The sequence below is a fragment of the Pseudoalteromonas sp. A41-2 genome, assembly GCF_015767615.1.
Taxonomy (GTDB): Bacteria; Pseudomonadota; Gammaproteobacteria; order Enterobacterales; family Alteromonadaceae; genus Pseudoalteromonas; species Pseudoalteromonas lipolytica.
Genome location: NZ_CP065231.1, coordinates 3,213,807 through 3,227,067, shown reverse-complemented (window position 1 = coordinate 3,227,067; position 13,261 = coordinate 3,213,807). Strand labels below are relative to the sequence as shown.

Sequence of the window (13,261 nt, the reverse complement as noted above, 5' to 3'; positions counted from 1 at the left end):
CCAAAAAAGCAGCCTATAAGGGCTGCTTTTCATCCATTGAAAAAGGCTTTAAGCTGGGTAAAAACAATAAGTAAACCCAAACAACCAGATTAAAATAAGGCACTAAGCCCAACCCTGTAAATACTTTTACCGGGTACCCTTTGAAGGTCGCATTACGGTAACATTGATATGCTATCCCTAGATTAACGATCAGTAACAATACGATTAGTTGTGTCATCACTTTTCTCCTAAATACCGCTAATACAAGAACTTATAGATGTTAAGTTGTTTTCAGTATGTGTAATATAAAAGGTAATGTCATGTTTTTTTTAGATTATCACTATAAATACGCGACATTATCTCTTGGCGTGAATTAATTATAGATGAGTATTCTCAGGATGGTAGATAAAAAGTTAATAAAATTGTTTAAAAATGTATCAATATTCGGGGCGAATTAGCTAGTCAGTTGTTAGCTAAAAAGTTTATTGTTAGAGATTCTTTCAAGCTCACTGCTAATTTTTTCAACGGGCATGGGGCGTGCAATAAAGTAACCTTGCCCGTAATCGACGCCTATCTCTTTTAGTGCTAAAAATATTTCTTTATTTTCAACGTATTCAGCAACAGAACGCTTATCTAAAGAGCGGCTAATATCGTTTATCGCCTTCACGAGCGCAAGGTCGATAGGGTCGTTCAACATATCGCGAACAAACGAGCCATCAATTTTTACATGTTGTGCTGGCAGCTGTTTAAGGTAGTTAAATGTACTAAAGCCAGTGCCAAAGTCGTCAATCGAGAAATGGCAGCCTAAGCCATTGAGGCGCTCTATCATTGCGCGGGTGGCCGCTAAATTATTGATACTGGCTGACTCGGTTATTTCAAAAATAATACGCGTGGGTTCAACGTTATACTCTTGTAGGCTTGATTCTATATGCGGTAATAATCGTTCATCTAAAAATGACTGTGCCGATAAATTAATAGCCACTTGGTTGAGCTCAGGAAAATCAGCAACACTTTTAATCGCATTACGAATAACACATTGGTCCATCAGGTATGTGTCGTTTAGTAACTCTAATGCGGGGATAAATTGATTCGGGTAAATAAGCTCATTATCAAGCTTTAAACGCAGTAAGGTTTCAAAGTAAGCCACATGACCACGTTTAAAATCCCAAATTGGTTGGTAATGTAATTCAATTGCATCGTGTTGCAGCGCTTGGCGAATGCTGTGGCCCCACTCTAACCCTGCTTGTAGGCTATTGTGGTGAGTGTCTTCTTTTGAATAACAATGAACCAGATTACGGCCTAAGCTTTTTGCAACATACAGCGCAATATCAGCTTGCTTAAGGCATTCGTTGGGATCATTATTTTGTGCGGTAATTTGTGTTAGGCCAATTGAGCAGCTAATCGAATATTCTTGGCCTTCTGAATGAAATTGATGTTTTTCAATGGCCATACAAATACTTTCTGCGACTAAATGGGCATCAAGCAAATTGGTGTTTTTCAGAATAACCGCAAATTCATCACCGCCAATACGGCAAATTAAGTGCTCGTCGCTAATATTGGCAGTAAAGAGTTGAGCGACTTCTTTAAGCACAATATCACCTTGTTGATGACCTTTACTGTCATTGATGATTTTAAAATGATCTAAATCGATATAAATAAGCGCATGTTCTATATCGCCATTGGTGTATTTTGCTTGGCAAATACGTTGCAATTGTTGATCAAAATAATAGCGGTTATGTAATTCAGTTAGCGTGTCATGCAATGCTAAATGACGAAGCTGTAACTCAGCTTGCTTACGTTCGTGAATGTTATCGATAGTGGCTGTAATCGTTGCAGAGTTACGGCTGTTTTTTATTAACTGCATTCGGCATTCAACCCAAATGGCATTGCCGTTTTTATGACTCAGTTGTATCTCAACTTGCTGTTGTAGCTCCCCCCCGTGCAAAATACTTTGAATCGTATCTTGTAACTTGGACTGACACTCAGGCAAACAAAAATCAGTTAACGACTTAGATAAACTTGATTTAATGCCGTATCCCGTGAGGTTTTCCCATGCAGGGTTAATAAAGCGAATATTTCCTTGCTGATCAAACTCCAATACCACGGTGTTTAAATGCAATAAAATACGTTGGTGAGCCGAAAAAAGCTCTTTATAGCGGCTTTGGCTTTGGCTTAGTTGCTCAACTTTTTGTGCAAACTCTGCATAACTCACCATAAAATCTTCACGGCGTGCGGCATGGTCACATACTTTGCTCAGTAAAGACTGATCATAAGGGGCGCGTATAAAATCGGTGACACCAGAGAGCAACAGTTGCTCGGCATAATCAGCATCGTTGTTATCAATGATGGTAACAATGGCTTGTTTAGGATTATGCTGCAATATTTCGCTAATCAGCGCGCCTGCGGGATCTGATTGCGATTGCGTTGCATCAATCAATACAATTGCAAACTTTTGTTGTAGATACGTCGCCAGTGCTGCTTTTGTCGATGTCGTGTGTGTAACAGCAAAACTGAGTTTGAGTTGTTCGTTGATGTTATTTGCTTTGCTGTTATTCGTTTCAAGCAGGAGTAAATTAAGGCGGCTGCTTTTTTCTAGGTGTGTCGACAGGACATTAGCAAGGACTTGCGGCAGCATATCTTGGCGTTCAAAAGGCAATACAGCATCAATACCATAACTGCGGGCTGTTGTTTCAGCAATACGCTCACAATAAATGGGGGGAGTTAGCAGTATAGGTGTATTTTTTGGGGTTTTTAATAACCCCGAGCGAATCATGCGCGAGAAGCGCCAGCCGTCAATTTTGCCGACTTCAAGGCCCGTAATAATAATATCCACCGGCTGGCTTTTAAGTATTTTTAACGCCTCTTGCGAGTCGTTGGCTTCAATAAACGTAAAAACATTAAGTTTGTTGAGTGTTAACTTAATTGTTTCACGCTCAGCAACGCTAGCGTTTAAAATTAGCAGTTGCAACTGCTTTGCCATGGCGCTACTACCTCTTAACTGAACCCATGCTTAGTGAATGGGTTAGAATAATGACATTTCTATTATTCTACAAGCAAACTTTACCTAAAAACGGTTATTAGCCTGTACCAGCTTACACGGTTAGGTTGTTTGTTCTTGAACCGAGGTGCTTTGCTTGAGGTGGCAAGCGTATCAGAGTAAACTTGGCGCGTTTTTATTAATGAGAGATATGCTCTATGCGCGTGGCTGATTTTAGCTTTGACCTTCCTGATGAATTAATTGCTCGTTTTCCAAAAGCAGATCGAACAAGCAGTCGTTTATTAACGCTCGACGGCCCAACAGGGCAAGTTGAACACAAAGTGTTTAGTGATATTTTATCTCTGGTAAATGAAAATGACTTATTAGTGTTTAACAACACGAAAGTGATACCAGCACGCATGTTTGGCCAAAAAGAGTCTGGCGGTAAGCTTGAAGTACTCGTTGAGCGCGTATTGGACGAGCATCGTGTACTGGCTCACGTACGTGCGAGTAAATCACCAAAACCGGGCTCTAAAATTATCCTTGAAGGCAAAGCCGAAGCAACCATGGTAGCGCGTCACGGTGAGCTATTTGAACTTGAGTTTGCTAAAGACGAAAATGTATTAGATATCTTAAACGATATTGGCCACATGCCATTACCACCATACATAGACCGCCCAGATAACGAGGCTGATCGTGAGCGTTATCAAACGGTGTATGGTGAGAAACCCGGTGCTGTTGCAGCACCAACAGCAGGGCTTCACTTTGACGATAAATTAATGGCGGCTTTAAAAGACAAAGGCATTAACATGGCGTTTGTTACTTTGCACGTGGGTGCGGGTACATTCCAACCTGTGCGTGTTGATTCAGTTGATGAACATGTTATGCACTCAGAATATATCGAAGTTCCTGATGAGGTTGTAAAAGCCGTAGCCGAAACCAAAGCAAAAGGCGGGCGTGTTGTTGCGGTGGGCACCACTTCAGTACGTTCTTTAGAGTCGGCTGCCAAAGTACATGGTGGCAAGCTTGATACTTACTTTGGTGATACTGACATCTTTATTTACCCGGGTTATCAGTTCAATGTGGTGGATGCCATGGTCACTAACTTCCACTTACCTGAATCAACGTTGATTATGTTGGTGAGCGCGTTCGCAGGCCAAGAAAACATTATGGGTGCTTATCACACAGCGATTGAGCAACAGTATCGCTTTTTCAGTTATGGTGATGCCATGTTCTTAACGCGTAAATAAGCGTTAGTCATCTTTTATATTACCCCGTAAAAAGCCCAGCATTTCACTGGGTTTTTTATTTTCAGCCATTATTACTAAGCTATGCGTTGATATGAAGCCTCTGTGCAACACTGAATTCTGCATCGTGGGGAGAGTTTAGCTAGCGGGCTTTTTATTTTTGAATTTAGCCCAATTAATAGTAATAAATGCGCAAACAGGTTAGAATCGAGCGGTTAAATTATAGCTTGTTGGACTGTTTTTCCGACACTAGAGGATAATATGAAATTTGAATTAGACCGCACTGACGGTAAAGCGCGCCGCGGCCGCTTGATTTTTGAGCGTGGTGTTGTAGAAACGCCTGCATTTATGCCAGTAGGTACTTACGGCACGGTAAAAGGGATGACTCCCGATGAAGTAAAAGATACGGGGGCACAAATCTGCCTTGGTAATACTTTTCACCTTATGCTGCGTCCTGGCACAGAAATCATTAAGCAACACGGTGATTTACACGACTTCATGAATTGGGATCGTCCTATCTTAACTGATTCAGGCGGTTTCCAAGTATTCAGCTTAGGTGCGATGCGTAAAATCACCGAAGAGGGCGTCATGTTTAGCTCGCCTGTGAATGGTGAAAAAATCATGCTTTCACCAGAAAAAGCCATGCAAGTTCAGCGCGACTTAGGCTCTGATATTGTGATGATTTTCGACGAATGTACGCCATATCCTGCCACTGAAAAAGAAGCCAAAGACTCAATGGAGCTCTCGCTGCGTTGGGCTAAACGTTCAAAAGAAGGCCATGGTGATAATCCAGCAGCACTGTTTGGTATTATCCAAGGGGGTATGTACCCTGAGCTTCGTGCACAATCACAAAAAGGCCTAGAAGACATTGGTTTTGATGGTTATGCACTGGGCGGTTTATCAGTGGGTGAACCTAAAAACGAAATGATCAATATTCTTGATCATTGTGCGTATAAAATGCCAGCCGACAAACCACGTTACTTAATGGGCGTTGGTAAACCAGAAGACTTGGTTGAAGCGGTGCGTCGTGGTATCGATATGTTCGACTGTGTAATGCCAACCCGTAATGCACGTAATGGTCACTTATTCGTGACAGGTGGCATTGTTAAAATCCGTAACGCAGTACATAAAACAGACACCGGTCCACTTGATCCAGAGTGTGATTGCCATACATGTAAAAACTATTCACGTGCGTACTTGCATCATCTTGATAAATGTAATGAAATCTTAGGCGCACGTCTAAACACGATTCATAACTTACGTTATTATCAACGTGTAATGGAAGGCTTACGTAATGCCATTAGTCATGGCAAACTAGACGAATTTGTTGCAGATTTTTATGCACGCCGCGGCCAAGAAGTGCCAGAGCTTGCAGATACATCAGATTAAATTTTTAGAAAAATTAAAGAGGAAGTGTAATGAGTTTATTCATCTCAAACGCGCACGCAAGTGCGGCAGGTGCAGCACCAGCAGGTGGTGGCATGGAAATGCTAATCATGTTGGGTATTTTTGGTCTGGTATTTTATTTCTTAATTTACCGTCCGCAAGCTAAGCGTGTAAAAGAGCATAAAGCCCTTATGAGCGCGATGGCAAAAGGTGACGAAGTGCTTACGCAAGGTGGTTTAGTTGGTAAAATTGCTAAAATCGCTGATGACAAAGACTTCATCGTTATCTCATTAAACGACCAAGCAGAAGTAACAGTACAAAAATCAGCTGTTTCTGCAGTATTGCCAAAAGGCACTATGAAGTCGCTATAACAATAAAAATAAGGACTCACACGTGTTAAACAAGTTTCCATTATGGAAGTATTTACTTGTTCTTGTTGTGTTAGTCGTTGGTATTTTATATGCCTCTCCTAACTTGTATGGTCGTGACCCGGCCATACAAGTATCGGGCACTAAAGGTACTGATGCTGACCTAAGCGTACTCGATAAAGTAAATGCGACCCTCAAAGAACATAACGTTACTGTTAAATCAAGCAAACTTGAAGACGGACAAATCCTTGTACGTTTTAAGAATGTTGAAGATCAACTTAAAGCGCAAGACCTACTGCGTGATTCCCTTAGTGAAGATTACATCTCTGCCATCAACATGGCTCCAGCACAACCTGAGTGGTTAAAAGCATTGGGTGGTAACCCGATGAAGCTGGGTCTGGATTTAAGTGGTGGTGTTCACTTTACTATGGAAATCGACATGGCGACGGCGGTTGATACACAGCTTGAGCAAATGGAACAAGATTTTAAAAGTGATTTACGTGAAGAAAAGCTGCGTTACCGCACGATTCGTCGTGTAGCTGGCAGCGAGCGTTTACGTGTTGAAATGCGTAACGAAGAAGATAAAGACGCAGCAGAGCGCTTTTTATCAACCCGTTACCCGCTCAATGTGTACATTGATGATAGCAGCAGTGATAACGCTTTTTACGCCAGTATGAGCGAACAAAAGCTTAAAGAAATTCGTGATTACGCTATCAAGCAAAACGAAACGATTATCCGTAACCGTATCAACCAAATCGGTGTTGCTGAGCCAAACGTTCAGCGTCAAGGTGCTGAGCGTATCATCGTACAGCTTCCTGGTGTACAAGACACCGCCCGTGCCAAAGAAATTTTAGGGGCTACGGCAACGCTTGAGTTCCGTGAAGTAGACGAAGATGCTGACCCAAGTGCAGCCTTACAAGGGCGTGTACCACCAGGCACCGAAGTGATCATGGCGCGTGACGGTTACCCTGTGGTACTAAAAAAACGCATTATTCTTGAAGGTAGCCACATCACTGGTGCGCAATCAGGAATGGATGAGTATCAACGTCCGCAAGTAAGCATTAGCCTTGATAGCAAAGGTGGCGCAAAAATGAATGCGTTCACTAAGCGCGCGATTGGTAAGCGTATGGCAACTGTATTCATTGAGTACAAGCCATCGGGTAAAACAGATGAAAACGGTAAAGCACTTCCTCCAATTAAGGTAGAAGAAGTGATTAACGTGGCGACAATTCAAGCACGTCTTGACCGTTCGTTCCGAATCACGGGTATTGATAACCCTGCTGAAGCCCATAATCTGAGCTTATTACTACGTGCAGGTGCACTTGTTGCTCCTATTCAAATTGTAGAAGAGCGCACGGTAGGCCCAAGCTTAGGTCAAGAAAATATCGAAGCAGGTATGACGGCAGTGGTACTAGGCTTTGCATTTGTGCTTGTATTTATGCTGGTTTATTACAAAGGGTTTGGCATGGTGGCAAATATTGCCCTTGGTGCGAACTTAGTATTAATCGTGGGTGTTATGTCATTAATTCCAGGTGCGGCATTAACCTTACCGGGTATTGCAGGTATCGTACTGACCGTGGGTATGGCCGTTGATGCAAACGTGCTTATATTTGAGCGTATCCGCGAAGAGCTTGCCGACGGCCGTAGTCCGCAACAAGCCGTTCATTTCGGTTACGACAGCGCATTTAGCACAATTTTTGATGCAAATATCACCACGTTAATCGCAGCAGTGATTCTGTTTGCAGTGGGCACGGGTCCAATTGCTGGTTTCGCCGTGACACTTGCGATTGGTATTATCACCTCTATGTTTACAGCCATTGTTGGTACCCGTGCGGTAATCAACTTGTTTATTGGCGGTAAGCGTATTGATAAGTTGTCGATTTAGGAGTCAGCATGCAAATCTTAAAACTCGGTGGTAAAACACTCCCGTTTATGAAGTTCCGCAAGTTTGCCATGACATTATCAACGTTGTTGATTTTGGCTTCTTTCGTATCGTTTTTTACAAAAGGCTTAAACTTCGGTTTAGACTTTACCGGTGGTACAGCGGTTGAAGTTGGCTTTGCACAACCTGCAGATCTGAAAAAAGTACGTGAAGCAATTACGGCAAGTGGCTTTGAAGATTTCTCTGTTCAGCTATTTGGCTCAAGTAAAGAAATTCTTGTGCGCCTTGCACCGCAAGGTGATGGCGTGAAAGCAGAAGTCATTGGTAACCAAATCATTGATGCCTTAAAACAAACTGATTCAAGTGTTGAAATGCGCCGTATTGAGTTTGTGGGCCCAAGTGTAGGTGAAGATTTAAAAGAGCAGGGTGGCTTGGCCATGTTAACTGCACTTATTTGTATCTTGATCTACGTGGCATTTCGCTTTGAATGGCGTTTTGCGGTTGGCGCGGTATCAGCACTATTACACGATGTTATTATCACATTAGGTTTATTCTCAATACTGGATCTTGAGTTTGACTTAACGATTTTAGCAGCGATTTTGGCGGTGATAGGTTACTCACTCAACGATACCATCGTTGTATCTGACCGTATTCGTGAAAACTTCCGTAAAGTGCGTATCGATGACACCATAGAAATCATTGATATTTCACTTACGCAAACATTGAATCGTACCCTTGTAACATCAATCACCACAATTTTAGTATTGATTGCGTTGTTTGTATGGGGTGGTCAAACTATTCACGGCTTTGCGACAGCATTACTATTTGGTGTGTTTATCGGTACTTACTCATCTGTGTATGTTGCATCAGCAGTGGCGATTGCAATGGGTGTAAGTAAAGAAGACTTAATTCCAGAAGTAATCGAAAAAGAAGGTGCGGATCTCGATCCTATGCCTTAATAAGCCATGCTTAAAAAAGAACCGCCCTGTTTGGGCGGTTTTTTTATGGAAGAAATTATGAAGTATCTAATAAGTAATGTATTTATTATTTTTTTACTGCTCGGTTGCAAAGAGCAACAGGTTGCCAAGCAAGCTGAGTCAGCACCAAAGCCACCCACAATAACGCCAGAACAACAATTAGGTGAGTACCAAAGTTTGGCGTGGCAGGTTGTGACAGCACTGCAAGGGCAGTCAGATACGCAGCAAGTTAAATCCATGCTGTTGTCGTTGGTTCATTCATCACAGGGATTATTTTTAGCGTTTAATCAGGTGTTTCCAGAGTGTAAGCAGACATTAGACGCTATTACTGAATATGTTGAAAGCACACCGCTTACGGCAATCTCTAGTGACAATGAGCCCCTTAATTTACAACCTGAGTTACCCGATTTTACAGGGCCTAACTGTTATCACATACAACAGCTGTTACTTAATCCGTTAGCCGTTTTGGCGATGACGACACAACAACAAATGAATCATGTTGATATTGAACAGGCTGAACTAAAAATGATCGATAGCTTAGCGCGCATTAAGCAATTGGAATTAGTGGGAATAAATGAACAAGAGGTGAATGAAGCGCAGCGCTTGCCATAAAATTGTCATACTAGATTGCTAATTTAGTCATCTATTTGTATGACAGAAACTAGGTGAAAGGTGAGTGCACAACTACAGCGAATATTAGAAAACAGTGACATTAAAACGCTGTTTCAGCCCATCTTTGATGTTTCTAATCAACATATTTTGGGTTACGAGGCTTTAAGTCGGGGGCCAAAAAGCTCTGAACTTGAGATGCCCAGCGCTTTATTTTCTGCTGCAATTGCCTGCAATAAAATTTCAGAACTTGAGCTTTTGTGTCGCAGTAAAGCCATTGAAAACTTTGTTAAGCTCAACCTACAAGGTAAGTTGTTCTTAAATGTCAGCCCTAAAACACTGCTCGATCCATGTCATCCTAAAGGCGAAACATTACACCTAGTTGAACATTTTGGGCTGGCGGCTAATCGCGTTGTCATTGAAGTAACTGAACAAGAAAAAGTAGACGACGGATGTTTACTGTTAAAGACCATCGCGCATTATCGTCAATTAGGCTTTTCAATTGCCATTGATGATTTAGGGGCGGGTTATTCGGGGTTAAAGCAGTGGTCTGAGTTATGCCCTGAGTTTGTAAAGATTGACCGCTACTTTATTGATCACTGTGACCAAAGTGTGGTGAAAAAAGAGTTTCTAAAATCAATCATTGTATTGGCTAAAGCCACGAATACCCAAGTGATTGCCGAAGGTATCGAGCGCGTAGAAGAGTTACGTTTACTCGAAAGTTTAGGAGTGCAGCATGCACAGGGCTTTTTATTAGAAAGACCGAGTTTACAGCCCAGCTACCAAATTAATCTGCATTGCTTAAAACACCTTGAATCATCAGACAACAGCAGCAGCTTTGAACAATCAATGGCTATCGGTTGGCTTGCTGTTGAGCATGCCAGTATTGAGGCGAATACCCGTTGTAAAGATGCGCACAGTATTTTTGAGCAAGATAAAACACTCACCAGTCTTGCTGTCCTTGAGCAAAATAGTCCCGTAGGCTTATTACACAGGGATCAACTTACCGAGGTGTTTGCAGCTCCTTATGGTCACGCGCTTTATGATAAGCAGCCTGTTACCGCACTAATGGATAAGCAACCGCTAGTGGTTGATGAAAACGAATTGCTTGATACGGTTAGTCAACAAATCACCGAATTTGAATTCGATATTCGCCGCCATATCGTCATAACACGCAACGGCGACTACTTAGGATTGGCACCTTTGCGTAATATTCTCAAACACATCACCGAAGAAAAAATACGCCACGCTCAACACGCAAACCCATTGACCATGCTACCCGGTAATGTGGCAATAAATGAAGCTATCGAATTAAGGCTGCGCAACAGTTATGCGTTTTCGTTAGCGTATGTCGATTTAAATCACTTTAAGCAATTTAATGATTTATATGGATACGCCAGTGGCGACAGTGTGATCAAATTATTAGCTGAAGTGATCGTTGATGTTTGTAGCAAAAGCAAAGGCTTTGTTGGTCACATTGGTGGCGATGATTTTATGGTGGTATTCGATAAAGACGATGCAGAGCATAGGTGCCATGCGATCATTTCAGAATTTGAAGAAAAATCACGCGCCTTTTTTACCCCTGAACACATCTCGCAAGGTGGGTATTGGGCGAGTAACCGCGAAGGTAAAAAACAGTTTGTACCTTTGCTAACGCTGTCGATTGGTCTCGTTAAACCTGACCTTGAGCAATGCATTAATAGCCACCAAGTTGCAGCACTCGCAACCGATGCGAAAAAAGAGGCCAAACGCTTTAAAACGAGTCACTTATTTGTTTGTAAGCGTCGTTGTCCGGCCCCGGCAGTGGTGAGGCTAAGTGTCGCGAGCGATGACACCCTGCAAATCGGGTTATGAAGAAAATTTGAGTTCGGCCAATTTCACTTGTGTCTCACTCTAAGCCAGTGTAGGTTAAAAAAAACACGTTAAGAATAATAATAATGAAGCGACTATGTAGTGCAATCCTTGTTGTGCTAAGCCTAGGATGCAGCCTGCCTATTGATGCCAAAAATGTGGTGAACTTAGCCATAGAGCAACGTCCCTTGTATCAGCGCGATCATTATTTACACGCGCTGTTAGCTGCAGCGTTTCGTGCCGCAAAGTATCCCACCGTTATAAACGAAGTACTGGTGCACCCTCATCAACAGCGCACATTACTCATGCTCGACGAAAACCAAGCCGATGTCTATTGGAGTATGACCAGCCCAGAGCGAGAGCATCTAGCGATTGCTGTTCCAGTCCCTTTATTTAAAGGGTTTATCGGTAAACGCGCACTGCTTACAAAACGTGAATTTTTACCGCGGTTTAAAGAGGTAAAAACTAAACAAGACTTAATGGCGTTTACCGCTATACAAGGTCATGACTGGCCTGATACAAAAATATTGGCGCAAAATGGCTTAGCGGTTCGGCCACTGGCGAATTATCAAGCAATGTTTAACTTAGTTATAAGTGGCCGGGTTGATTACTTCCCGCGTTCATTTATCGAGGTGACTTCAGAGCTTAAGCAAATAAATAGTGAGCAACTGGCGATTGTGCCCAATGTCTATATTAGCTACCCGAGCGCTTTTTATTTTTTTGTTAGCAATAACAAGCCAGAGCTAGCCGAGGTATTATTAATAGGCTTAAACGCGATGAAAAGCTCAGGTGAGTTTGATCAGCTGTTCAACAGTTACTTTGCTGAAGACTTAGCCGGTCTGCCGTTTACAGAAAAGAGTGCCATAGAAATAAAGTTGGAGAATGACTATTTTCAGCCACAAAAAAAGGAGCCGTAGCTCCTTTTTGTCATGCTAATCACGCGTTAGAATTAATGGGTCATTAGCGAAGTAGTGACTCAGTTAATACTGGACGAATTTCACGAATGATTGCTTGTGTTAATTTTGGCGCGCCACAGATAATGTTGCCGCTTTGGTTGTAGTTAATACCGCCTGCGAAATCAACAACCATACCGCCCGCTTCTTTAACTAAAAGCTCACCAGCGGCTGTATCCCAAGGCTTAAGGCCAATTTCGAAAAAGCCATCAACACGGCCAGCTGCAACATACGCCATATCAAGAGCAGCAGAACCTGCACGACGAATATCAGCCGTGTGAATAAATAAAGCTTTGAATGCCTCAGAGTATGCGTCTAAGTGATGCTTTTGTTTAAACGGGAAACCTGTAGCAAGAATAGAACCTGCTAACTCGTTAGTTTTTGATACACGTAAACGCTTGCTGTTAAGCTGTGCGCCTTGACCGCGAGACGCTGTGAATAATTCACCACGAATTGGATCATAGATAACAGCTTGGTCTAAACGACCTTTTACTTTAAGTGCGATTGATACTGCGTAATGAGGGATACCCTTGATGAAGTTTGTTGTGCCATCAAGTGGGTCAACAATCCATTGGTAATCTGCATCTTTGCCTTTGTGCTCACCTAGTTCTTCACCAACGATACAGTGATCAGGGTAAGATCTTAAAATAGTGTCACGGATTGCGGCTTCAGCTTCTTTATCGATGTTAGTCACTAAATCGTTAGTGCCTTTTTGTTGTACATCAACTTTTGATAAGTCTTCACTTGCGCGAAGTAAAATTTTGCCTGCGTTACGCGCAGCGCGAACCGCAATGTTTAACATTGGATGCATAGCATTACCTTTGGGTTGTAAAAGAACGAATATATTTAAGCCGGCGTATTCTAGCGGTTTTTACTGCAAAGTAAACAACAAAGCGGAAATACTTTTGGTTGTTTTTTGTACTGAACTGATTTTAAATTAAATTTCTATCTGACTATTTTTAAAAGCTAAAAATTATACGGGGCGTTTCATACATAAATCTGATACTAAAAATAAGGATGTACTAGTAAAAG

The 13,261-nt window shown here is 42.1% G+C and carries 11 protein-coding genes; 8 read left to right on the top strand and 3 right to left on the bottom strand.

What is annotated here, in order from left to right; all coding sequences use genetic code 11:
* Positions 1-13: 13 nt before the first annotated feature.
* Positions 14-217, bottom strand: coding sequence for a hypothetical protein (locus IT970_RS14505; protein ID WP_118844706.1), 204 nt, complete (start codon positions 215-217; stop codon positions 14-16).
* Between the two features lie 231 nt (positions 218-448).
* Complete coding sequence (locus IT970_RS14500; RefSeq protein ID WP_118844705.1) at positions 449-2,959, bottom strand: two-component system response regulator; 2,511 nt, start codon at positions 2,957-2,959, stop codon at positions 449-451.
* 215 nt (positions 2,960-3,174) lie between these two features.
* Between IT970_RS14500 and queA the strand changes: the two genes are divergently transcribed.
* The 8 genes from queA to IT970_RS14460 all read left to right on the top strand — a co-directional run bounded on the left by queA (position 3,175) and on the right by IT970_RS14460 (position 12,193).
* Positions 3,175-4,206, top strand: coding sequence for a tRNA preQ1(34) S-adenosylmethionine ribosyltransferase-isomerase QueA (queA, locus tag IT970_RS14495; RefSeq protein WP_036973304.1), 1,032 nt, complete (start codon positions 3,175-3,177; stop codon positions 4,204-4,206).
* A gap of 258 nt (positions 4,207-4,464) precedes the next feature.
* On the top strand, positions 4,465-5,592 hold the full coding sequence (gene tgt / locus IT970_RS14490) for a tRNA guanosine(34) transglycosylase Tgt (RefSeq protein ID WP_036973303.1): 1,128 nt from the start codon (positions 4,465-4,467) through the stop codon (positions 5,590-5,592).
* Positions 5,593-5,621: 29 nt separating this feature from the next.
* Complete coding sequence (gene yajC, locus IT970_RS14485) at positions 5,622-5,960, top strand: preprotein translocase subunit YajC (RefSeq protein WP_036973302.1); 339 nt, start codon at positions 5,622-5,624, stop codon at positions 5,958-5,960.
* A gap of 22 nt (positions 5,961-5,982) precedes the next feature.
* Entirely contained in the window at positions 5,983-7,842 is a 1,860-nt protein-coding gene (secD, locus tag IT970_RS14480) for a protein translocase subunit SecD (protein ID WP_036973301.1), read from the top strand.
* 8 nt (positions 7,843-7,850) lie between these two features.
* A complete protein-coding gene (secF, locus tag IT970_RS14475) occupies positions 7,851-8,798 on the top strand; it encodes a protein translocase subunit SecF (protein ID WP_036973300.1) in 948 nt (315 codons plus the stop codon).
* Positions 8,799-8,855: 57 nt separating this feature from the next.
* Positions 8,856-9,428, top strand: a complete 573-nt coding sequence (locus IT970_RS14470; RefSeq protein ID WP_141687265.1) for a hypothetical protein — start codon at positions 8,856-8,858, stop codon at positions 9,426-9,428.
* Positions 9,429-9,488: 60 nt separating this feature from the next.
* Positions 9,489-11,279 (top strand): GGDEF domain-containing protein, encoded by a 1,791-nt coding sequence (locus IT970_RS14465; RefSeq protein ID WP_036973298.1) that lies wholly within the window; start codon positions 9,489-9,491, stop codon positions 11,277-11,279.
* An 83-nt stretch (positions 11,280-11,362) separates the two neighbouring features.
* Positions 11,363-12,193: a substrate-binding periplasmic protein gene (locus IT970_RS14460; RefSeq protein ID WP_074989226.1), complete on the top strand. Its 831-nt coding sequence runs from the start codon at positions 11,363-11,365 to the stop codon at positions 12,191-12,193.
* Positions 12,194-12,236: 43 nt separating this feature from the next.
* Here IT970_RS14460 and suhB read toward each other — a convergent pair whose 3' ends face one another.
* A complete protein-coding gene (gene suhB / locus IT970_RS14455; RefSeq protein ID WP_036973296.1) occupies positions 12,237-13,040 on the bottom strand; it encodes an inositol-1-monophosphatase in 804 nt (267 codons plus the stop codon).
* Positions 13,041-13,261: the final 221 nt, after the last annotated feature.